General features: G+C 50.1%; 21 protein-coding genes. 1 reads left to right on the top strand and 20 read right to left on the bottom strand.

Annotation, left to right across the window (positions count from 1 at the left end):
* Positions 1-59 precede the first annotated feature (59 nt).
* The 13 genes from GX135_05075 to GX135_05135 all read right to left on the bottom strand — a co-directional run bounded on the left by GX135_05075 (position 60) and on the right by GX135_05135 (position 14208).
* Positions 60-1313, bottom strand: coding sequence for a type II secretion system F family protein (locus GX135_05075; GenBank protein ID NLN85460.1), 1254 nt, complete (start codon positions 1311-1313; stop codon positions 60-62).
* 20 nt (positions 1314-1333) lie between these two features.
* Complete coding sequence (gene tadA, locus GX135_05080) at positions 1334-3043, bottom strand: Flp pilus assembly complex ATPase component TadA (GenBank protein NLN85461.1); 1710 nt, start codon at positions 3041-3043, stop codon at positions 1334-1336.
* Between the two features lie 114 nt (positions 3044-3157).
* Positions 3158-5419 (bottom strand): hypothetical protein, encoded by a 2262-nt coding sequence (locus GX135_05085; protein ID NLN85462.1) that lies wholly within the window; start codon positions 5417-5419, stop codon positions 3158-3160.
* A 14-nt stretch (positions 5420-5433) separates the two neighbouring features.
* A complete protein-coding gene (locus GX135_05090; protein ID NLN85463.1) occupies positions 5434-6855 on the bottom strand; it encodes a hypothetical protein in 1422 nt (473 codons plus the stop codon).
* Between the two features lie 34 nt (positions 6856-6889).
* Complete coding sequence (locus GX135_05095; GenBank protein ID NLN85464.1) at positions 6890-7438, bottom strand: hypothetical protein; 549 nt, start codon at positions 7436-7438, stop codon at positions 6890-6892.
* Positions 7438-7986 carry a type 4a pilus biogenesis protein PilO gene (gene pilO, locus GX135_05100; GenBank protein NLN85465.1) on the bottom strand — a complete coding sequence of 183 codons (549 nt, stop codon included), beginning with the start codon at positions 7984-7986 and terminating at the stop codon, positions 7438-7440. The genes GX135_05095 and pilO overlap by 1 nt, the downstream gene beginning before the upstream one ends.
* Positions 7983-8585: a hypothetical protein gene (locus GX135_05105; GenBank protein ID NLN85466.1), complete on the bottom strand. Its 603-nt coding sequence runs from the start codon at positions 8583-8585 to the stop codon at positions 7983-7985. The genes pilO and GX135_05105 overlap by 4 nt, the downstream gene beginning before the upstream one ends.
* Before the next feature lie 10 nt (positions 8586-8595).
* On the bottom strand, positions 8596-9666 hold the full coding sequence (gene pilM, locus GX135_05110) for a type IV pilus assembly protein PilM (GenBank protein NLN85467.1): 1071 nt from the start codon (positions 9664-9666) through the stop codon (positions 8596-8598).
* A 34-nt stretch (positions 9667-9700) separates the two neighbouring features.
* Positions 9701-11587 carry a hypothetical protein gene (locus GX135_05115; protein NLN85468.1) on the bottom strand — a complete coding sequence of 629 codons (1887 nt, stop codon included), beginning with the start codon at positions 11585-11587 and terminating at the stop codon, positions 9701-9703.
* 31 nt (positions 11588-11618) lie between these two features.
* A complete protein-coding gene (locus GX135_05120) occupies positions 11619-12236 on the bottom strand; it encodes a type II secretion system protein (protein ID NLN85469.1) in 618 nt (205 codons plus the stop codon).
* Entirely contained in the window at positions 12233-12691 is a 459-nt protein-coding gene (locus GX135_05125) for a prepilin-type N-terminal cleavage/methylation domain-containing protein (protein ID NLN85470.1), read from the bottom strand. The genes GX135_05120 and GX135_05125 overlap by 4 nt, the downstream gene beginning before the upstream one ends.
* Entirely contained in the window at positions 12691-13749 is a 1059-nt protein-coding gene (locus GX135_05130; GenBank protein ID NLN85471.1) for a type IV pilus twitching motility protein PilT, read from the bottom strand. Before GX135_05130 ends, GX135_05125 begins: the two co-directional genes overlap by 1 nt.
* Positions 13750-13764: 15 nt before the next feature.
* Positions 13765-14208: a prepilin-type N-terminal cleavage/methylation domain-containing protein gene (locus GX135_05135; protein ID NLN85472.1), complete on the bottom strand. Its 444-nt coding sequence runs from the start codon at positions 14206-14208 to the stop codon at positions 13765-13767.
* Positions 14209-14385: 177 nt separating this feature from the next.
* Here GX135_05135 and GX135_05140 point away from each other — a divergent pair, with 177 nt between their 5' ends.
* Entirely contained in the window at positions 14386-16413 is a 2028-nt protein-coding gene (locus GX135_05140) for a hypothetical protein (GenBank protein ID NLN85473.1), read from the top strand.
* A 318-nt stretch (positions 16414-16731) separates the two neighbouring features.
* Here the strand turns inward: GX135_05140 and GX135_05145 are convergent, their stop codons facing one another.
* From GX135_05145 to GX135_05175, 7 genes are all read right to left on the bottom strand, one after another.
* Entirely contained in the window at positions 16732-17169 is a 438-nt protein-coding gene (locus GX135_05145; GenBank protein NLN85474.1) for a D-tyrosyl-tRNA(Tyr) deacylase, read from the bottom strand.
* The gene (locus GX135_05150) at positions 17169-17672 is read right to left on the bottom strand and encodes a hypothetical protein (GenBank protein ID NLN85475.1); all 504 of its coding nucleotides are present in this window, start codon (positions 17670-17672) and stop codon (positions 17169-17171) included. Before GX135_05150 ends, GX135_05145 begins: the two co-directional genes overlap by 1 nt.
* Positions 17673-17776: 104 nt before the next feature.
* The gene (locus GX135_05155) at positions 17777-18946 is read right to left on the bottom strand and encodes a rod shape-determining protein RodA (GenBank protein NLN85476.1); all 1170 of its coding nucleotides are present in this window, start codon (positions 18944-18946) and stop codon (positions 17777-17779) included.
* Between the two features lie 44 nt (positions 18947-18990).
* Complete coding sequence (gene mrdA, locus GX135_05160) at positions 18991-20892, bottom strand: penicillin-binding protein 2 (protein NLN85477.1); 1902 nt, start codon at positions 20890-20892, stop codon at positions 18991-18993.
* On the bottom strand, positions 20885-21379 hold the full coding sequence (gene mreD / locus GX135_05165) for a rod shape-determining protein MreD (protein ID NLN85478.1): 495 nt from the start codon (positions 21377-21379) through the stop codon (positions 20885-20887). The genes mrdA and mreD overlap by 8 nt, the downstream gene beginning before the upstream one ends.
* A gap of 1 nt (position 21380) precedes the next feature.
* Positions 21381-22064: a hypothetical protein gene (locus GX135_05170; GenBank protein ID NLN85479.1), complete on the bottom strand. Its 684-nt coding sequence runs from the start codon at positions 22062-22064 to the stop codon at positions 21381-21383.
* Positions 22061-22279: rod shape-determining protein MreC (locus GX135_05175; GenBank protein NLN85480.1), on the bottom strand; the 219-nt coding region annotated here is incomplete at its 5' end. The genes GX135_05170 and GX135_05175, both read right to left, overlap by 4 nt.

Here is a 22279-nt window from a genome sequence, read left to right on the forward strand (position 1 = left end):
AAAAAAGCCGGGCGAACCCGGCTCTGAGTATATCATGACTCCCATTGGGGATCAGGTTTTTAGCGCAAGCCCTGGCTCATCGCTTCACCCAGGCTGAAGATGGGCAGATAGACAACGATAATGATTCCGCCAACCACACCCGCCATCAAAATGATGAGCAGCGGTTCAATCAGCGATGTGAGGCGTTCAATCACGGCATCCACCAATTTTTCATAGAATTGAGCGGCTTTGCCCAGCAGTTTGTCCATGTCACCGGTTTCTTCACCAGTGCCAATCATTTGCAGCAATGTGGGTGGGAAAAGTCCGGTGCGGCGAAAAGCGTTTGCCACGCCATAGCCTTCTTTCACCATCACTCTGGCACGGCGGATTCCGCCTTCGATAACGGCGTTTTGAACAACGTTTTCAGTGAGTTCCATGGTGTCCATAATGGGCACACCCGCGGTCATGAGAATGGAGAAGGTGCGGGCAAATTTGCTCATGATGGAGTTTGTGGTCACGCTGCCAAAAACGGGCGCCTTGAGCTTGATGGTATCCCAGACGTAACGTCCGCGGTCTGTGAGGTTTATAATCCAAACCGCCACAACCAGCCCCAGAAGCATGAGTATGGCAAGGAAGGCGTTGTTTGTGACGAAATGGCTGATGCCAATGGCAACCTTGGTGGGGCCAGGCAATTCGGCATCAAAGCCTTCATAGACATTGGCAAACATGGGCACCACGTAGTAGAAAAGGAACCAAACCACAATGACCAGAAACACCACGATGAAAATCGGATATGCCATGGCGGAACGCACTTTGCGGCGGGTGTCCTCCATTTTTTCCAGATAGTCGGAAAGTTCATCCAAAATGGTGTGGAGGGTTCCGGAAACTTCACCCGCGGTCACCAGCGCGATGTAGAGCGGATTGAAAACGCCGGGGTGCTGTTCCATCGCCTCGGAGAGCGAATATCCCTTGCGGATATCGTCTGAAATCTGGCGCAGGACTTTGGCAAACTTTTTGTTCTTTTCCGCTTTTTCCAGGTCTGAGATGGCTTTTTCGATGGTGAGTCCGGCGGAAAACATTGTGGAAAGCTGGCGGGTGAAGAAAACCAGGGTTTTCAGGGAGACGCCTGTTCTCCATTTGTAGATGGAGAGCATGATTTTGTCTGACAGGGAAAGCTTTCCCTTGAAGGCGCCTTCGGAAGCCGCTTTCACGGAGATGATGGTGCTGCCTTCCTTGGCCAGTTTGTCCACAGCCATATCGAGGGTTTCCGCTTTCATGATGCCTTCGATTCTGGCACCTTTCGCGTCTTTGACGATGTAGGCAAAATTCGGCATTGGTTTAACCTTGTTTAATCTTATTCAACGATGGTCATCTTGATGACTTCGCGGATGGTGGTGACGCCGGCAATCATTTTTTCCATGGCAGCGTCGTGCAGAGTGCGCATTCCAGAGCGGAGGGCGGCATCACGGATGAGGTCCTGGTTTCCGCCTTCATAAACGAGGCTGCGGATTTCGGGATTCACCACCAGCAGTTCGAAGATACCGGTTCTTCCGGAAAAGCCGGTGTTGTCGCAATGGACGCAACCACGTCCCGTTTTAAAATCGATTTTGGCGGCTTCTTCTGCGGTGAGGCCGCAGTCGGAGAGTTCCTGTTCGGTGGGTTTGTAATCCGCAATGCAATAGGGGCAGATTTTGCGCACGAGGCGCTGCGCCATCACCAGGCTGAGCGAAGAGCCAACCAGGTAGGGCTTGATGCCAATATCGATGAGGCGGGTAACGGTTGAAGGCGCGTCATTTGCGTGCAGAGTGGAAAACACCAGGTGTCCCGTGAGAGAAAATTTGATGGCGATATCGGCGGTTTCTTCGTCGCGGATTTCACCGATGAGAACGATGTCTGGGTCTTGACGCAAAACGGAACGAAGAGCGGAACCGAAGGTTAGCCCAATCTGCTCCTTGGTTTCAATCTGGGTGATGCCTTCAAGACGATATTCCACAGGGTCTTCCACGGTGATGATGTTTGTTTCAATATCTAGAATTTCTTTCAGCGCGGCGTGGAGGGTGGTGGATTTTCCGCTGCCGGTGGGTCCGGAAACAATGATGATTCCATAAGGCCGGCGGATAATGCGGGAAAAAATATCCATGTCCTGGCCTCCGAAGCCGAGTGTGGTGAGCAAAAAGCCAAATTCACCCTTGTCCAGAAGACGCATCACAACTTTTTCCCCCAACACGGTGGGCGTGATGGAAACACGGACGTCCACGCTCTTTATGCTGGTTTTCAGCGCAATGTGACCGTCCTGAGGAAGGCGTCGTTCGGCGATATTGAGCTTGGACATCACTTTCACCAGCGAAATGAGGCCGGGGTGCATGCCTATGGGCGGGGTCATCACTTCTCGCAGGGCACCGTCCACGCGATAGCGCACGCGGGTGCTTTTCATCAGCGGCTCGATGTGGATGTCCGTGGCGTTGGATTTGATGGCCTCGTTGATGATGAGGTTGAGCAGCTTCACGATGGGCGCGTCCGCTTCTCCGGAGGCAGCGGCGATGGTGATTTCATTGTCTTCATCATCCATGGTCACAAAATCGAATCCGCCAACCGCGTCTTCCACCTGGGTGGTGGTGCGGATGCTTTTGTAATATTTTTCGATGCTGCTGTGGAGCATGGAATCCGAGATGAGCCTGGGTTTTACATGTTTGCCCAGAATCTTTTTGAGGCTGTCCAAAACGGTGAGGTTGTCCGGGTCTGCCATTGCAACCACGACGCCATCAGCGTCTTCACGCAGCGCAATCACGCGGTTTTCATTCGCGTAGGGCTCTGGCACCAGACAAACCACCTCCAAATCCAAATCCATAAGTTCAGATTCCTGAACAACTTCATAGCCCAGTTGGAGGTTCAGGGCGTTAAGCAATTGAGTTTCGGTGATGTGCCCAAGCTTAATCAGGGTTTCGCCGATTTTGAGACCAAAGTTTCCCTGCTTGATGAGGGCTTCCTTGATTTGGTCTTCACTCACAATTCCGTCGTGGACAAGAATCTCGCCCAGACGGGCATACTGGGGGTTAAAGTTCATTTATATCTTCCTTTAAGGATTTTTAAAACATTTTCAAAGCCCCGAGGCCTTAAAAAGGGAAAAATATCCCGGCGGAGACGGGGTTTTCCGCCTCCGCGCGGGTTTCAATATGCTTTAGAAAGGAGGTCCGGGAGTCCAGTAACGGTAAAGTGCCACACTGGTTTCAGCCGTGACGTTGGTTCCCAAAATCCTGGCTACAATGCTGGCGCTGGTTTGCCCAGGCGTTTCAACAGGAGGCGGTTCGGCCGCGGGGATTTCAATCCGGTGGAAGCGAATTTGCCCCCATGCCCAGCCTGCATAATCTCCGGTGCCATAACTCCCATTGTCTGTTATTATTCGCCAGGCTGGATCCCCTGGATAGTTATTATTGTAGCCCGGTACAGCCACAAACTGTCCTTTGGTGGAAATTAGCATGATGGGCGCGTTTCCAACCGGCTGTCCTTGTCCATCTGTAAGCACAGCAAAGAGATCAGTCGATTTCCAATCCGGGCTGGTGTCTCCATAAACCAGTGACCATGGGTTTGCCTGAAGCTCAAAGCGCGGGTCGTTCAGAGGAAGCTGGACAGTTGCATATCCATCCACACCTTCACCCTGAATGGCGCCGGTGCTGGCTCGGATTGTAATCCAATCGTAGGTATAGTTTCCAGAATAGTTTACCGTTGTGTAGGCCACGCCTCCCAGAGAGTCGTCCTGGGCACTCACGTTGCCAACATAGCCGGTGGCTCCAATCTGGCAATTTGTGATATTGTTTATCAGCTCGAAAAACACGGAGGTTCCTCTGCTGACCGGGTTGCCATAGATATCTTTAACCACAGCTCCCGCAACAACTTCCCAGAGACCACCACCCACGTTTTCACCGGTGTTGAACCCTCCAATGAAGGGCACCACAGAGTGAGGCGGACCAGATTTTATCACAATGCTTCCCTTGGTTGCCCTCACCCAGCGTCCAGACGCGGATGTGCAGGAAGCGCGAACCACCAGGATTCCGCTTTCCGTACCCGCATTCACCGAGATTTGGGCTTCACCTCCTGTGGATACAACCAAAACGCTGTCCCTCACGGGCTGGTTATTCAAGTTCGCTCCGGCAGGCGGATTGGTGTTCATGATTCTGAAATAGACGTTTTGGGGCGAATCAATCAGGTTGCCATTGATGTCTTTCAGTTTCACGCGCAGGATGGCGGATTCGTCTCCACCGGTGTTTGCCACGTCGAGCTCAAGCTGGCCTTCCTGGGTGAATGAAATGGAGTGAATGTCGTCGGAAGTGACATTGAAAATGAGCTGGGTCTGAAGTGTATCGTTATTGGCAAAAGCCTTGATAGTTGCGGCTCCAGCCACCAATCCGGGAGTGAAGCGCACCTGGGCTTCGCCCATGTTGTCTGTGTTGACAGTGAAGGTGTTGCTGGTATTCACGAAGGTACCCAGGTTCGTTTCAAAACGCACGGGTTTTATCTGGCAGGGGTTTCCATGAGGGTCGTTCAGCGTGGCACGCATGAAGATGCGGTTTTGGCTTGCCACAAAGCTGGTGTCTGCCTCAACCATTTCGCCACCCACTTCCACAAAGGATTGCAGTCCAATCTGGAAAGGATTACCGGGACGGACCAGCACTTCACGCATGCTTTGCTTGTCACCGATGCTGGCAGTCACGAAACCATTATCGACCCCCGGTGTGGTGGTGGCAACAGCTCCCGCATTGTATCTCACGTAGGCTCTGCCATTTATAGTTTTGGCAACAATGGAGACACCCAAAACGTTGCCGGCTTCGTCCACAAACCTTCCCATGGTGCAGTTGAAACTGATTAAGGTGTTATCCGGCACGGGATTGCCCAAAATGTTCATGGCTTGGGCATTTATTTCCGTGGTCTGCATCACGTTCATGGGATAGGGGTTTGCCTGAGAAAGGAAATTCAGGGTCACGGATTCCACTTCGGGCACGTCGTCGATGAAAACCTGAACCCTGGCAGTGTCGGCAGAAACCACCTGTTCCGGGTTTTTTTCCGAATATTTGCGCACCACAGCGGTGATGGTTGCCAAACCTCTTTCGCCAGAGTCGTAGAAAGTGGCGGTGGCAACACCGCTGCTGTCTGTGGCCACGGAGGTGATAATGCTTCCCACATCAGTGCGGAAACTCACAAGCTGGTTTGCCACACCAAAGCCTTCTCCATCTTTAACGGTCACACTGATATCGGAGAAGGTGATGTTGTTGTCACAATAGATGGTATCCGGAGATGCCACAATCTTTGTGATTTTGCGCATTTCGGAGGGGTTTGTGGTGGATCCTCCAGTTGGTGGAGGCAAGCGGCGGTCGCAAGATGAAAACACCAGCAATGCAATCGCCAACAGTAAAAGAAGGGGTAAAAGATTCTTAATTTTATTCATTTTGATCCCCCAAATCAATCATTTTCTTCATATTTGATTAAGCGGCGGGTGAGGCGTTCGTCCAATTCAGGCTGACCGGAAATATTATATTTGTCGATGTCCGGATCGCGCTGGATTTGGTCCGCAGTAATCAGGCGTGGTGTGATTTCGATGATGAGGTCGGAATTTTCCACCTGTTCGTGACGATGCTGGAAAAGCCTGCCGATGAAGGGAAGATCGCCCAAAAGAGGAAGCTTGTTCACCTTTTGGCTAATCTGTGAACTCAGGAGGCCGCCAACCACAATCTTGTGTTCGTTTGGAACGGTGACGGTGGAGGAAATTCTGCGCACCTTGGTGCGGGGAACGTAGCCGCCGACAAGCTCTGTCACCGAGCTAACTTCAGGAGAAATATGCGCGGTGATGAGCCCGGCTTCATTCACAGTGGGCGTAACGGTCAGCATGATACCCACGGATTCGCGCTCCACCTGGATTTGCTTGTCGTTGTCTGTAACCACGAAGGGCACAACTTCACCAATATGGATTTCGGCTTCATTGCCATTGAGAGCGGTCACACGTGTATCAGTGAGCAATTTCGCGGCGTTGTTTTCCAAAAGCCAATCGATGGTGATGTCGAAAGCGGTGAGCTGACGGCTGAAATGACCAATGTCTTTCAAACCGTTGATGCGTTGGAAAACCTGTTGGTTGGGCAGGATTTCGAAGTTTGTGGGATTTCCATAGGGCAGGTATCCTTCAGGGTCGCTGAAGTTGAAGGGCAAACCGCCGCCATTGGAGCTGACGGGGTCTTCTGCCAGGATGGTTGTCAGATGGTTCAGACGGCTCCAATCCACGCCAAACTTTTTGGCATCGGTGAGGCTGACTTCGATGAGCCGCACCCGGATTTCGATTTGTTTTTGAGCCACGTCAATCTGCTGAACCATATCCCGGATGCTTTCAAAGGTGTCTGTGTTGCCATAAACCATGATGGCGTTTTGACCCTCCACCGGCATCACCGAGCCATCCGTGTTTGCCAGCGCCGCGCTCAGTTTTGAGGCATCCAGATTGTTCAGATAGATGATGTGGTTTCTCTGGCCGGCGGATTCGTTGATGTTTTGCAAGGTGCCAACCAGGAAGGTGTTGTCGCCATAAATTTTGTAGGAAAGCCCAGCCGATTTTGCCACCAGGGAAACGGCTGTTTCGATGGGTACGTCGCGAATGTTCACGGTTACGCGTTTTTCATCTTTATCTTTGCCGCCGCTTTGGTCTGTGGCCAAAACGATGTTTGTACCGCTGAGGCGTGCCAGCGTGTTCAAAACCGACGAGATGGGTTCATCCACGCTGTTCATGGTCACTGGTTTTCTCAAAGGGCTGATCTGCGCTCCCAGAGCCGCGATCCCGATCAGGAAGACCAGAACCAGAGTGCAGGTCCTAAATTGTTTAGAATGGGAAGCATGCAACATATTTTCTCCAGCTTCTTTATATTTTTTCATGATATCAGTAGTTTTGATCCAGGTTTTGCCGCACACGGTCTTCCTGGGAAAAATCAGGCATTTGCGGACGAGCCTGGATGGTTAGGGTTTGGGTGCTGCCGCCAGAAGAGACGCCAACATTTTGCTCGTTAATCCAAACTATGCGTCGGCCTTCAATCACTTCGCCAACGCCAGCGGTGTAGATTCTATCGTTATATTCAACCGTCACAAGTCTTTTGCCGGATGATTCATCAATGTATGTGCCAGTGGGGCGGAAAGCAAATCTTTGCGCGTTTTCCCATTCCTGAGCGAGGTCGAACCTGTCTTTGATGATGTTGCCCTGGCGCAGGGGGTCATGGTTAACCGTGAAGACGGTGGTTTTTCTTTCCACAATCGATCTTTCGATGCTCATAATCTTGCTGCGCAGGGTGTCGGAAACCGATTCACTGCTGTGTTTGCTTTGAGGGGAAATTTTGGAGGCCTTGGCATTGTAGGTCACCAGCCTGATCGCGAAGGCGAGCAAGGCTATGAACAGCAGCGCCATGGCGAGGTCTTTTATGTAGCGGAATTGCATTATTTGGCCTCCTTAATCACTTTGAAAACGGTTATTTCCATGGAGATACGGTAGTTGTTTTCGCCTCCGGGACCAATCGCCTCGGAAGTGGGGATTGGGCTCACATCCAGATAGTTGAATTTGATGATGTGGTTCAGCCCTTCTAATTCCGAAATGAATTGTCCCATCTGGCGGAAGGTTCCCTGCAAATCAATGTTATAGGTGGTTTCAATCATACCGGCCGGGGAAAACTTGTTGGAATCCGAAATCTTTTCCATCTTCATCCTGTTGTCTTCGCGGATGCGGTCGATTACAAGCTGGAAATCGTTCAGCTCGTCCACCGAAAACTTGCTTTCGTTGGTGAGGCTATTATCAATGATTTCCCTGAATTGGCTGAGCTGCTGGTCCATAATCATGGCGCTGTTCAGCTTTTCAAGGGTGGTTTTAATCTGTTTGTCGTATTTGTCCACTTCGGCCAGGTTCTTTTTCAGCGAATTTCCTGCCAACACAAAAAACAGCACGGAAATCAGAATCATGCCGAGGATGAAAACGAGGTATTTCTCTCTCATTGGTCTCCTCCTCTGGCTGGTCCATCGGCTCCCTGGGTTCTGCATTCCACCTGGAATTCCAAGATTTCGGTGTCTTTTGCCACCTGTCGCATGCGTGAGCCGGATTTGATTTCAGGAAAATCGTCACTAATCTGCGGATTGCTTCTCAAGCGCTGCACAAAGTTGTAAATCACATCACCTTCCTGCACGCGGGGATTCACCTCGATGATGCCATAGAGGGTGAGAACGCCGTTGTTGTATTGGAATTTTTTCACCGCTATCTGTTGGTCAATCTCACTGCTGAGGGCTTCCAGCTTTTTCGTCCAGAAAATGCGGTCGTTAAAAGTATCCGCCAGCCGGGTCACATCATTTACGGACAGAAAATCTTCACTGGCTTCAAAATCGGAAAGCTGCGAACTTATCTCCCGGAGATACTGTTTGCGGTTTTCCGCCTTTTTCTTGAGGCTGTTGTGGAAAGTGAGCAGAAGAGCAAACATGATGAGAGCGCCCACGCCAAAACCGATGACCGCGTTGCGGAAGTTCCTGTTCTCGCGTTCGGTTTGGAGCTTGATCTCTCCATATTTGTTCAGGTTGATTTTGAAATAAAATGTTGGTGTCATACTCAAGTCCTTATTCCAGCCGCATTGCCAGGCCAATTGCCAAAGCGAGCTGCGGGTCCTTTTTATCAGCGAATTTTTCCGGCATTTCCACGTTTATGAAGGGCATGAAAGTGTCGGTGGGAATGTTCACCTTTTCCTCCAGATATTCCTGCAGGCCTTTCAGCTTCGCGGAACCGCCCATAATGTAGAGCTTGCGGAAATCGCTGTTACCGGCTTCCTTCACGTAAAAACGCAGGGAGCGCCGCAGTTCTTCCACAATCGCGTCTTCGGTGGATTTTTCGGAAATATCAAGCATGCTGATGGTTTGGGTGCTTTGCCGGGAAGGGTCATCCAGCAGTCCCCATTCCATCTTGTAGTTTTCAGCTTCCTCCCATTCCATCTGACGCTTGCGCATGATGTCGCGCGTGAAATTGTAACCGCCAAATGGGATGTCGCGGGCAAAGAATTTCGCGTTTGGACCCCAGACAATCATGTTTGTGCGGTGGGCGCCAAGATTCAGAAGCACATACACCCCTTCCTCCACAAAAGCGTTCAGGGCAAAGCTGTTTGCCACCGCCAGCGAATCGATGTCCACGATGTTTGGAGCCAATCCTGCCGTCATCAGCGAGTTCGTGTGTTCGTTCATCAGGTCTTTGGACGACGCAGCCAACAGAATGTTCATGTTGTTCGTTTTCTCTTCCACATCGATAACCTGATAATCCAAAACCATGTCTGTGCCGCTGATGGGGATGTGTTTTTTCGCTTCGAAAAAGAGTGCGGATTCCAGCTCGTCATCAGGCAGGAAGATGGTCTTAATCTGCTTGATGCTGGTGTTGTCACCACCCACGGAGGTAACCAGATGCTGGACTTTTTTGGGGTTGATGCGCAGGGTTTTCAGGATTTCCACCAAAATTGGCCCGTGGCGGTCTGGCCTAAGGTCACTGGGCACATATTCCACCCCGTGGGGAACTGTGGGCCGGATCTCATAATTCAGCAGCTTAAAGCCTTCGTGAAGCCTTTTCAGGTGCACCACTTTGATGCTGTGGCTGCCGATGTCGATACCAACCGATTCCTTGAATTTGATCGTTTTAGCTTTCTTCATCGTTCCTCTTATGTATATGACATTGATCGCGTTATCACAAGCTTTCCGGAGGCGGCTTGATAACCCAGTTCACGGCTGAGAACGGAGTTTCGTCCTGGCGGTTCACCTCTGGAAAATCGATGGGCGAGGTTCTATAGAATCTGTCGTCGTAATGATAGTTTTTCTTGTAGCCTGTGCCAGTACCTGAAGATCCCGGATAGTCCACGTTCGTGAGCTGGAACCCGAAAACAGGGTCGTTGTGGGCCACTTCATAAGGCGCACTGGAAGGTCCGCAATGGTCGACGGGCTGGTTCCAGTTATTGTTTGAAGGCCATTCAATATCGAAATAGCTCCTGTGCACAAAACCCCTTCTACGCTGGGAAACCGAACCGTAGATGCTGATGTAGCCACGTTCCAGATATGGCAGCCTTTCCGGCCACAGCGGATTGTACCAGGGGTAGTCAATCCTCAGATTGCGGTTGCCTGGGGTGTTCGTAGCCCACAGGTAGCCCGACCTCTGTGGAAAGCGATAGCGCCGCAGGTCAATCTTTGTGTAAAGCACGTTGTTCACTTTCACATCTGGCACCGAAGGATGTGGATGCTGATATTCAAAGGTGAAAACTCCATCTCCCTGCGGATTCAACAAACCACCCTTGCCCAAAGCTGCCATCGCAGCATAAATCCAAATCCCACCGTAGTCCGCGTCTGAGCCACAATTATCGTGGTGCCTCAGCGTATCCACAGGATCCCAGTAACCATATTTAATAACAATGGATTTTTCGGACACCAAGCCCACCACGTCAGTGAAATTTGAGATTGGGTCTTGTCCTCTGGGTGTGCCTTGCAGCAAAATATCGTCCAAAAGGAAAAGGGTGTCTCCGCAGCCCCAGGTTTGGTAGGAACCGAATTTTCCTTTTATCCAAAGCTTGTTGTGCACCCATTTGGATTGGTTCGAGCAGTTTCCATTTTCATAAAATGTCCAGAGGGTATCCCGGATGGTATATTGATTTTGATACAGGTAAGTATTTGGATTTTCAGGTGGATAGGGATTGAAAACATCCACAGCTTCCTCGACGGGACTCTGGACTTCACCTATATATGATGTATAGCTGCGGTTGTTCACGTCCACATACATGATTTTATTTGGATCGCTGTAATTCGGACCCACAACGTTGCCGCGCCTGCGGATGCTGGAAGCTTCCTCTGGGAAAATGGTGTAGGGATATCCTTCGGACAAGCCACCCCGGAAAACTTCATTTTCGTTGTAGGACCCAGAGAATGAAATCACTTCCCCATGGGTGGAAACCCAACCATAAAAAACAGGCCAACCGTTGTTTATGCCGCCGGTGGTCTTTTTAATCCAGATGTTTGTGTTGCTGTGAACTCTGCCATACAGGATGTCTGGTCCGTGAAAATAGACATTGGTTTCGTTTGGAGATTCATCCGTATCCGTGAAATACATATACTTGGCGAAAGTTTCAGTCTCCAAGGTGTATATTCCATATTTTTTAATCATGGAATATTTGGGGTTCATCATTGCTGCCTGTCCAGTTCCAGCCTTGGTTTTCACCAAGGATTTCACAATCGTGCGCTGGGCAAGGTCACCCATCACAACGTCCTCTGTGGTGGAAACCAAGTCTCCTTGTGAGAGCAGGGATTGGATTTTGAAGGTTTTGCGCAGGGCAGAATTTGAAACTTCCAAAGAGCGTTCGCTGGTTTTCACAGGAATCAACACCGTGCCCAGCCTTTGCGCAATCTTTTGCCCGCGGTAGGCTTCGCTGCGCAAAAAGAGCGTGGTTTGCAGCCCTTCATAATCATATTGAAAGGCGACCACATCTCGCATTGCCAAGCTGGAAAGAGTAAAACCACTCATCGCACCGATTACAGCCAAAACCATCGCCAGGGCGATGTTTCCGCTGGGGCGTTTGAACATCTTGAACATTTCTCCTCCCTTCGTTTGGGGATGATCTCCTTTATTTTTTGGCCATTTTGGTTTTAAACTTCACCTCGCGATATCTGTCTTCTCCGGTTTTGACTCTGGCATTCAGTTCCAACTGCAACACCAAAATCTCGCGATCCTCGTGGTTGTTCACTTTGGTAAAAAGAAATTTGTCCACAATCACGTTGTTTAAATCTTCTTTCTTGGGAAACAGATAAAGTGGCGACGCGACCTGCACGCCGTGATGAGAGTAATTGCAGCGCACCGCGCCATCATATAGGTAGAAGTGAGCAAAATCCTGGGTGTGGGTGGAGCTTTCGCTGGGCGGTGTAATCATTAAACCAGTGGAACTGTTTGTGGTGGTGTTTGTGAGTTTCAGTTCCATGGCATTAATCACGCCGAAATATTCAATGTTTCCTTCCGAACCCACAGGAACTCCATTTTTAATCTGGTTGATACAATCCAGGGCATCGTTTTGCAAGTTTGCCCAGGCAGTCAGTTCCTTGTATTTGCGAAAGAAAATACCGATACCAAGCGCGGAAACCAAAATCAATAAGCTGGATATGGCCATCACCACAATCAGTTCGGTGAGAGTGACGCCGCGCTGGCGTCCCAACAGTGAATTTTTGAATTTACCTTTGCTGTTCATCATGGAATGAAATAATCTTCCCGCATCGTGATCACGCGCGGCTTCTGCGTGGCTGTGTCAATCCAGGTCATTCTTGCTTCCAGGATGCGATAGTTGAAGAGCTGTTCGTTCGAGGTTTCCTGAGCGTTTTTCAGCTCAATCGTCATCGAGCCGCGCAAAATATAGTCCGGATCACGATCGTCCAGGATATATTCCTTGTTCAACTGCAGTTCAAATGGCTTGCTTCGGGAATGACGGTAATATTCCATATCCAATTCCCCTGCCAATAAAAGCGTGGCAACACGGTCGCGGTAATTTGTCAAAAGCTGCTTTTCAGCATAAACCACGCCAATGTAGATGGTAATCACCAAAAGAGCGATAACCGCTGCCACCGCAACGGTTTCGATCAAAGTGAAGCCACGCTGACGACGCAACAGGGCAAAGGAATCTTTGTGTGAGGACATGGAATCAATTTTCATCACATGAAACCGGCTCCCGAGGCGAATTGCTTGGGATTCTCCGCAAATTCTTCTGCCACGGTGCGTTCCACAAGGTTGTTCATCACAAGGTTATACAGCGATTGATCACGGGTCTGCATCCCTTCCTTGGTGCTGGATTGGATAATGGAGGGAATCTGGTAGGTCTTTTCTTCGCGGATAAGGTTTCTCACCGCGGTGTTCGCCACCATGATTTCCAGCGCGGGCACCCTGCCCTTGCCATCTTTTGTGGGCAAAAGGGTTTGGGAAAGCACCGCTTCCAGGGATTCGGAAAGCATGGAGCGCACTTGCTGCTGCTGTTCCTTGGGATACATATCGATAACACGGTCGATGGATTTTGTGCAGCTTCCAGTGTGGAGCGTGGCAAAAACCAGGTGACCTGTTTCCGCCGCTGTCAACGCCAACGACACCGTCTCCAGGTCGCGCATTTCACCCACCAAAATCACGTCCGGGTCTTCACGCAGCGCGCTTCTGAGGGCGGCTGTGAAGCTGCGGGTGTCGTGTCCCAATTCACGCTGGTTCACCAGGCTGTTTTTGCTGCGGTGAACAAACTCGATGGGGTCTTCGATGGTGATGATATGGCAATGGCGGTTGTCGTTGATGGTGTCGATCATTGTGGCCAAAGTTGTGGATTTTCCACTGCCGGTGGGGCCCGTCACCAGGATTAAACCTTTTTCCTTGGTGGTGAGCTTTCTCAGAATGTCCGGCAGGCGAAGCTCCTCATAGCTTTTAATTTCGTTCGGAATCACGCGGAAAGCACAGGAAACACCGTTGATCTGGTGAAACGCGTTCACACGGAAGCGGACGTCATTGCTCAGCTTGGTGGAAAAGTCGATTTCCAGCTGGTCTTTGAACATTTCCTGTTGGACTTCATTCATCACGCCAAAAACCAAGGCTTCCACTTCGGTTGGAGAAAGTATGGGCAGATTCAGGCGTTTCATTTTTCCATTCACCCGCACCATGGGATGAGCTCCAGCCGCAATATGAAGGTCCGAGGCTCCCGCTTCCGATGTAAAGCGTAACAGTTCGTGGATAGTCAAGCTTATGCCTCCAGCTTATTCAGATTCGGTGTCCATTCCTTCCGTATCTGGATTGGTGAACTGGTCGATTCCATAGCCGTGGAATTTTGCTTCCTTCACATCATACCAAACCTGCTTGTCAGCTCCGCCGGCAAAATCATCCGTGGAAGTGGCAATATATTTGGTGGGTGGGTTTCCGGTAACTTCAAATTTCCAGTTTTTGATGGTGCTTTCGCCCAGATTGGTTTCCTTCATCGCGTCTTCGATGGTAAAATTCTGGGTGGTGCCATAGCTTTGGCGACGGACGTTGTAGGTGTTGCGAATCGCTGAAATGGCGGTTTGGGCTTCACTGGAGCGGGAGCGTTCCACGTGGCGCATATAGATCGGAACCGCCAAAGCGGCGAGGATGGCGACGATAATCACCACCACAAGAACTTCGATCAGGGTAAAACCCTTTTGCTGTCTCAATTTCCTGAGCATGTTTATTCCTCCTGGGGAGTATTTTATATTGGTTCTAAGTATAAATGCACATTGTGTGCCAATTCGTGGTCAAAAATTAAATTCACATGTGAATACAATAAATCCCTTGACGTTTTCTTGTCCACATTTTTTTTAGGAAATCGAAAAAACAATACAATGCAAAATAAGGAGCAAATCATGCAAATCCAACGGTGGATTATACTTATGCTGACACTGGCTGTGGGAGCCATTCCTCTGTTTGCCCAATCTGAAACACCCATCGTCATCCAAAAACAAACTCTGATAAACGATGAAGATGTGCTGGCTGAATTCAACGGTGGAATCATCACCCGCAAAGATGTGGATGAGCGCATCAGCCGCCTGCCTCAAAATCAGCAGGGTCGCTATCGCACCATGGAAGGCCAATCCCAGGTTTTGGACGCCCTCATCATGGAAGAAATGTTCATGGCGAAAGCCATAAAACTGGGCTTGGACAAAGATCCCGAGATTTTGGAAAAGATTGCCGATGGAGAACGCCAGTTTTTCATCCAGGAGTTCTACAAACGCAACATCACCGACATGGTCATCATCACCGAGGCCGATAAGCTGAAGTATTATGAGGACAACAAGCAGGCCTACTTCGAATTTCCAAACCTCAGCATCGAATATATCCAAGCCATGGATGAAGATGCCGCGCTTGCCGCCGTCGCTCAATTGGAAGCTGGCAAAAGCTTTGCCGAAGTCTCGGATGAATTCAACATCAACAACTATGCCAAAGGCCTGAAAGGACTCATCAAAAACGTGCGCCTGAACGGCAACGTACCCGGTGTGGGCAACGATTCTGAACTGGAAAAACTGATTGCGGATTCCCAGGTGAGCGAAACCGCAATTAATGGACCCTTCAAAACCGGCACCGGTTGGCACATTTTCCGCACCCTGAGCCACAGACCCGGACGCTATAAACCCTATGAGGAAGTTCAATCCGAGCTTGACGTTCGCGCCCGCCCCAGCGTGGAAAACAGGTTGATGGAAAGCCTCAATGAGCGCCTCAAGGAAAAGTTTGAAGTGGAAGTGGACACCAGCCACATGGACGAAATTGACCTGGCTAACCGCGAGAACAACAGCGAAATCATGGACATCAACCTCATCCGCTCAAACAGCCCGAACATCAACATTTCCGTGGAACTTCTGCTGGACCGCTATGCCCAGCTTTCCCCTCAGGAACAGGTTTTTTATCGCAAAGACCCGGACGCCGCCAAAAACCTTGTGGAGCAAGAGCTCATTCGCTCCCTGCTCTATGCCGAAGCCGTTGAACAAAATTATGAACGCTACGTGCATGAACTTTCAGATTATGAGCAAATGCGCCGCTACTACATCCTGGGCAAAGCGTTCCGCCAGTTGGTGGTGGATTCCATCGAAATCAGCAGCGAAGAAACCCGCGCTTTCTATGATGAAAACATCGATTCCTACACCACTCCCGCGAACCGCAAAATCCAGGTTTTGTGGTTCAACGACGCCAAGGAAGCCGAGAAAGCCCTTTCCAAATATAAGCTCTATTCAAGATTCAAAAATAACAAGAGCATTGAAAAGCTGATTGAAGAAACCTCCATCCGGCCTCAGGTGAGCACCCTGGATAATATCTACAACAACGGCATCATCACTGGCATCGGACCCGATGAAAATTTCTGCAACATGGTTTGGGAAAACCCCATTGGCTACACCAGCCCGGTTTTCACCTCCACCCGCGGAGACATCCTCTTTTTCAAAATTCTGGAAGAACATCCTGCCAAAGCCCAAAACTTCATCGAGGTGGAACCCCGCATCTACGGCATCCTGAAAAACCAGATGCAAGCCACCAAACAGGAAGAAGTCACCAAGGCGCTGATGGATGAATTCAACCTGAAACAATATCCCGAGCGCATCACGCTCTCCCTCTCTGCCGAAGAACTTTTCAACATCGCGGACAACGCCGCCAGACAGCGCAATTTTGCCGCCTCGATTGCATATTACGACCAAATTATAACCCACTATGCCAACGGTTCAGACGACTATCGTGCCTCCTTCATGAAGGCATTTTTGGTTGCTGAAGAAGTGAAGGATGAAGCAGGTGCCATCGAGCTTTTCAAGTCCTTCCTGAAAAAATATCCCGAAGGCGAACTGAACGAATCTGCCCAATTTATGATTGATTCCCTGGAAGGAAACGTCATTTTGGAAATTGAAGATTAACGCGCAGCTTGCCTCGCATTCATATCAAACCCCGCTTCGGCGGGGTTTCTCTTTCTTCGCTCTTTTTTCCAAAAGCAGAGCCAGACCAATCCTCCTCCCCACACCCCCGAAAAAGAATCGGACAACCTTGCGGGGCGACCAAAATAAGAGTGAAGTTGGAATAAAGAAGGAAGCAGGCATGGGCAGTGTTTTGAAAAAAAGCTGATGAAGAGGGAATTGGTGAATTTGGGGAATTGATAAAAACCGCGCCACATCGCCGCGGAAAAACAATCAAATCCGCTATTCAAACTAAAAAAGAATGCCGCCGGGTTTAAGCCATCAAAATTCCATGCTCAGGGTAACAGGTCCGTCGTTAATCAAGGAAACTTTCATGTCCGCGCCAAAAATGCCTGTTTGCAGCGGGATTTCCGTCTGGGATAAAGTGTTTACGAATTTATCGTAGAGGCTTTCAGCCAGTTCCGGCGGAGCGGCGGGGCTGAAATCCGGTCTGCGCCCTCGCGCCAGACTGGCGTAAAGCGTGAATTGCGAAACCACCAGCAGCGAGCCTCCCACATCCTTCAGCGAAAGGTTCAGGCGCCCCTGTTCATCGCTGAAGGCGCGCAATTCGACCAGCTTTTTTGCCGCCTGAGGCAACAACTCTTCACTGTCCTGCGCGCCAAAACCGACAAAAACCAGATAGCCTTTGCCAATTTCACCGCAGACCTTGCCCTCCACCTCAACTTTGGCTTCCAGAACGCGCTGGATGAGGAGCCGCATCAATCTACCCGAAAACGGTGAACTTCCCAACAGCCGGTGTCGTCCAGCCAAACCGAGCCATTTTCAAAAGGCGGAATCACAATCTGCAGACGCCCAAAAGTTACTCCCGGCCTCAAAAATCCGGCGCTGATGGTCTGTTTTTCCCATGAATCCTTGGCTTTTTGCTTCACTTTATACTGGCGGTCGAGTTTGCCATTGTTTTGAAAAGTGATGAAGCGCAGGGTGATTTGGGGTCCGGAACTCTGGCTTGATTTTGTCCAGAGCCGGGAATAGTAGCCACCGTAGCGGTTCACGCGAAAGGCGTCTGAAGTAATCACAACCGTGTGTGGTGACGCATCCACCCGCAGGGATGAATTACCCTGGATGGCTTCCTGGCCATCAATGAAAACCGGCGTTTTGGGCTGATTGGTTTCACCCTGCAGGGTCACATTCCAACCCAAAAGTGCGTCCCTGGGATCCAGCGAATAGGCGCTGAAACCGGAATTTGAGATTAGATTTGGCACGCCGGCCGTATCTTTATCAAAAAAAATCAAGCTGGAATGGACAAAACAGGACGATAATCCCAAAGCCATAACTGCAAGCAACAACAACAAATAGGAGTATTTTCTCATTTCATGAATCCCCGTTCATTAAGATATTTTAAAACCACGCCCACGCCCAAAGCATTGAAAAGTAAATTGGAGCCTCCATAGCTGATGAAAGGCAGCGGAATTCCCGTGGCGGGAACCAAGCCGATATTCATGCTGATATTTATGAAAGTTTGGAACATCAGATATGCCAAAATGCCAGCCGAAGCGATTCTGCGCTCACCAACCCGAATCTCACCCACAGCCCTGATCAGCCTCCAAAAAAAGAGACCAAAAAGCGTGAGCAAAATCAGGGCGCCGATGAAACCAAATTCTTCCCCGATTACGCTGAAAATGAAATCCGTATGGTGTTCCGGCAGGAAATTCATGTTCTTTTGGGTTCCCTGCAGCCAGCCTTTTCCGGCAACGGATCCGCTTCCGATGGCAATTTTTGCCTGAATAATCTGGTAGCCCGCGCCCAGAGGGTCTGCCATCGGATTCAAAAAAGAGACGATGCGATCCTGCTGGTAGTCTTTGAGGGCATTCCAAAAAACCGGCATAATCAATGCCAGAAAACCATTCAGGATGCCCGCGATGGCTGTGGTTATCCAGGAAAGGCGGTTCCAGAGAAGCAAGCCCACCAGCAAAACCAGCCAAATGATGATGGCAGGCCACCACAGCGAAGACAGAATGCTCACCACCGGACTGATGAGCAGAAGAATATACAGCAGTGGCACTTCCGCTGCCACCAACATGGCAATGAGGCTGAACATGAAAACCAGTGTGCTGCCAAAATCCGGTTCCAAAAGGATTAGAATCACGGGCAAAATCACCAAGCCAAGGCCGTAAACAATCTGGCGGATTTCGCTCATGTTTTCCCGCGAGATGATGCGCGCCACAATCAGGATGGTGAAAAGCTTCGCGCTTTCCGAAGGCTGATAGTGCAGCCCGAAAAAATTGAACCAACGATGGGCGCCGCTGACCTCAGGGGTAAAAAGTACCACAATCAAAGCCAAAATGTTAATGATATATGCCGGGATGATGACCAAATCCAAAATGGGCATGGGCAGCCGCATCAGCAAAAACATCATTCCCAGGGAAATGGCAGCGAAAATGAGCTGTTTCCACCAGTGGTTTTGAGTGGAAACATATTCCCCAATGTGGGTGGTGGAAGCTGAAAAAATGGCAACGCAGCCAAACAGAATCAGCATAACCAGAAGCGCCGCCAACACGAAATCAAACTTTTTGCGGTTTATCACGGCGTTTCCTCCGGGTGCGAGCTTTCCGTTTCTTCATGATGCGCAGAGGGTTCCGGCTTTGGTTCAACACTGGAATGGGGTAAAACCTCCGAACCTGCGGCGCCATCCGCAAATTGAGGTGGAATGGTTGCAGGCTGGCGGATTTTTTCCAGATTTCCGATGTAGTAGTTGAAAATCTTGTTTGCCACAGGTGCCGCAACGGCTCCGCCTCCACCCGCGTTTTCTATGAAAACCGTGACCACGATTTCGGGTTTGTCGGTCTCGATGAAGCCAACAAACCAGGCGTGGGTGGTTCTGCCCATAAAGTTTTCCGCGCTTCCCGTTTTTCCATAGCTTGTGGCGCCGGGCACATTCACCGCGCGGGCAGTGCCGCCAGGAGCATTTGTGACAGCCCAAAGCCCGTCCCGTATGACTTGCATCGTTTCAGAAGACCAGGGCAGGCGACGTTTTTCCAAGGGCTGAATCTCGTCGCGCGTGATGCGTGCCGATCCCATCGTGTGCATCAAAAGATGAGGCTGGATCAAGGTTCCACGGCGGGCGATGGCAGAAAAAAAAGCGTTTATCTGCATCGGGGTGGTGAGCACTTCACCCTGCCCGATGGCAAGATTTGCCTTGTAGCCTGCGAGGCTGCCTTTAATGCCACGTTCCTCACGATAATATTTTGTGTTGGGATAGAAGCCGCCCCGTTCATTGGGCAGATCAATTCCCGTTTTGTCGAACACTCCGCAGGCTTTGGCATGGAGCGCCATCGCGTCCAAATCAATCTTGCTGATCAAATCGTAGAAAAAAACGTCGCAGGAAACTCTGTGGGCGTCAACTATGCTCAGCGAACCGTGTCCCGCGGAACTCCAACAGCGGAAAAAACGGTTTCCAATCTTGAGCCCGCCGCTACAGGATGCCAGCCTGGTATGACGGTTTATCACACCCAATTCCATACCTTTGGAGCCCGTGACAGGCTTGTACACCGATCCGGGTGGATAGCTGGCATGGATAATCCTGTCCAACAGTGGTTTGGAAGGCGAATTCAAACCCGCCCACACATCGCTGCTAATCTTTTGCATGAAAATATTGGGATCATAATCCGGCTTGCTGAGGTAGGCCAAAATGCCGCCGGTTTGGGCATCGGAGACAATCACACAACCTTTGAGCCCGGGGGGAAAAATCGAGTTCGCGTATTCCTGGAGGTCGTTGTCGATGCTCAAAATCAGGCTCAACCCGTTTTGCGGCGCTATGGAAGTGTTTTCGCCAAAAAGTTCCAGGCTTTTACCCTGGGCGTCCACCTGCATGATTTCCTTGCCATCGCGACCGCGCAAAAGCACCTCGTAATAGCGTTCCAAGCCCGTTTTGCCGATGTAGGCGTTCAGGGAATAATCTTCACTGCGATAAAGCTTGTATTCATCTTCATTTATGCGCCCCACATATCCCGTGAAATGATTTGGATACAGATAGTTACGTGAGGTTCCGATGCGAAAGTTCAGCTCTGGATAATCAGCAATCCTTTCGGAAAGCGCGACCACGGTGTCGTAGCTCAGGTTATCGGCCAACAAGATTTCCTCATAGGCCTTAAACCTCTGCGCGAAGATGAGTTCCTTCAGTTCCTCGGGCTCGATGCCAAAGTGTATTTTCAAAAAAACCGAAAGTCGCTCGGTGTTGTTGATTCTGCTGGTGGTGAGATAAAGGTCGTGAGCGGGGATATTTACAACAATGGGTCTGTATTTGCAATCGTAGATTTCGCCGCGGGTGGCTGTCACGCGCCGGATGCGAACGAAATTGCTTTCCGCGATGTGGCGATAGTATTCTCCTTTAAGCACTTGCAGTCTGAAAAGCGCGACCACCAAAATCAGGGTAAGCACCACCAGGGTTACCTTGAAAACGAGGGTGGAAAAGTTTTTAATCATGGACCAAAACTATGCGCAGGCGGGAAACCAATTGTGTTATCCAAAAAACCACAAAGCTGATGGCGAGATTATAGGCAAACGCGATGAGGTTCAAGCTAAAAAGCTGTGAGTTGAAGCCATAATCTATGCCCAGCGTGAGCCAAAAGATGAAGTGGAAGATGAGGTTTGCCAAAACCAGGGAAATCATTCTGGCCAGCACGCTTTCATCCTCGAAAGGTTTGCGGAATTGATTGATGGCCATACCCACAATCAGAAAGATAAGCGCGTGACTGCCAAAGGTTTGCGGGGATGTTGTGTCGTAAAGCAAACCGATGATGAAAATCACGATGAGACTGGGGTTAAGTTCCCGCGTCCAAACCAGATAGACCGTCCAGGGAATCAGAATATTCGGAATCACTCCAAAGAGTTCGAAAGCCGGCATGAACAACACCTGGACATAGAAGAATATCAATCCCAAGATGAAGGTCCAGATGTGTTTCAGAGCCATGTCAATCCAACTTTCTGATGATGCAAAGAGGCGTGAGCTCAGCCCCCTGACCCTGAGGATTATCTTTCATCGTCATTTCCAAAAAAGCCTTGGAAAGTCCTTTGCTGTAGCCAATTGCCCAGGAACCGCCGATGTCGTTAATATCCATCACAGCCACGGGAAAACCAAATTCATCCGCCAATTCCTGAGCCACCTTGCCCGGCTTCAGAGGACCTTTGATCACGGTGTGGGTAAAAGGCTCCACCGGTGTGGTTTCAGCCGCGTCGATGAGAGCAGCCTGCTTTCCTGCCACACGGTAAAAATCTCCCTTGCGACCCAGTTTTTTGCTGATTCCACCAATCACGGCGGCAACAAGAATGCGGCCTGCGCCACATTCGTCGATGGCACATTGCATGCTGGTGGCAGCGCCCAAACCAATGCCATACGGTGTTTTCATCACTTTGGAAGACAAAAAGCGGGCCAGCCTTCCGGGTTTAATCTGTTCCACAGGAATGGCACGTCCCTGCGTGATGGCAAGCGGGCTTTCGCTGATGGTGAGGATGTCGCCTTCTTTTATATGTGGCAAGGCAAATTCACGGATGATGTCAGCCATCGAATCCGATTCTGTAATTATCTTTGTTTTCAATGGGATGCGTTCAACCCGAACGCCACCGATATTCACAACTGGTTCAAGTTTCTCTTTCATTTATGCCTCTCTTTGAGGATGAAGACGTGTTCCAGATTTTCCACCTGGGTGAAGGGTTCAATCTCCGCGCTGATGAAAAGCTGGTCTTGAGAATCGCGGATGCGGGATACTTTGCCCACAGGATAACCCTTGGGATAAAGTGTGGAAAGGTTTGAAGTTACGATTGTATCGCCCGCGCTGATTTGCGAGCCCAATCGAATCATGTTCATGTTTGT

The sequence above is a fragment of the Candidatus Cloacimonadota bacterium genome (assembly GCA_012522635.1).
Taxonomy (GTDB): Bacteria; Cloacimonadota; Cloacimonadia; order Cloacimonadales; family Cloacimonadaceae; genus Syntrophosphaera.

Coding starts and splice junctions, on each gene's coding strand:
- GX135_05135 (NLN85472.1), bottom strand. CDS start 14,208: ATGCTCAGGAAATTGAGACAGCAAAAGGGTTTTACCCTGATCGAAGTT.
- pilO (NLN85465.1), bottom strand. CDS start 7,986: ATGAGAGAGAAATACCTCGTTTTCATCCTCGGCATGATTCTGATTTCC.
- GX135_05170 (NLN85479.1), bottom strand. CDS start 22,064: ATGAAAGAGAAACTTGAACCAGTTGTGAATATCGGTGGCGTTCGGGTT.
- GX135_05155 (NLN85476.1), bottom strand. CDS start 18,946: ATGCTGATTCTGTTTGGCTGCGTTGCCATTTTTTCAGCTTCCACCACC.
- pilM (NLN85467.1), bottom strand. CDS start 9,666: ATGAAGAAAGCTAAAACGATCAAATTCAAGGAATCGGTTGGTATCGAC.
- GX135_05140 (NLN85473.1), top strand. CDS start 14,386: ATGCAAATCCAACGGTGGATTATACTTATGCTGACACTGGCTGTGGGA.
- GX135_05095 (NLN85464.1), bottom strand. CDS start 7,438: ATGCAATTCCGCTACATAAAAGACCTCGCCATGGCGCTGCTGTTCATA.
- GX135_05085 (NLN85462.1), bottom strand. CDS start 5,419: ATGAATAAAATTAAGAATCTTTTACCCCTTCTTTTACTGTTGGCGATT.
- GX135_05145 (NLN85474.1), bottom strand. CDS start 17,169: ATGCGGCTCCTCATCCAGCGCGTTCTGGAAGCCAAAGTTGAGGTGGAG.
- mreD (NLN85478.1), bottom strand. CDS start 21,379: ATGGCTCTGAAACACATCTGGACCTTCATCTTGGGATTGATATTCTTC.
- mrdA (NLN85477.1), bottom strand. CDS start 20,892: ATGATTAAAAACTTTTCCACCCTCGTTTTCAAGGTAACCCTGGTGGTG.
- tadA (NLN85461.1), bottom strand. CDS start 3,043: ATGAACTTTAACCCCCAGTATGCCCGTCTGGGCGAGATTCTTGTCCAC.
- GX135_05120 (NLN85469.1), bottom strand. CDS start 12,236: ATGATGAACAGCAAAGGTAAATTCAAAAATTCACTGTTGGGACGCCAG.
- GX135_05090 (NLN85463.1), bottom strand. CDS start 6,855: ATGTTGCATGCTTCCCATTCTAAACAATTTAGGACCTGCACTCTGGTT.
- GX135_05105 (NLN85466.1), bottom strand. CDS start 8,585: ATGACACCAACATTTTATTTCAAAATCAACCTGAACAAATATGGAGAG.
- GX135_05115 (NLN85468.1), bottom strand. CDS start 11,587: ATGTTCAAGATGTTCAAACGCCCCAGCGGAAACATCGCCCTGGCGATG.
- GX135_05075 (NLN85460.1), bottom strand. CDS start 1,313: ATGCCGAATTTTGCCTACATCGTCAAAGACGCGAAAGGTGCCAGAATC.
- GX135_05125 (NLN85470.1), bottom strand. CDS start 12,691: ATGAAAATTGATTCCATGTCCTCACACAAAGATTCCTTTGCCCTGTTG.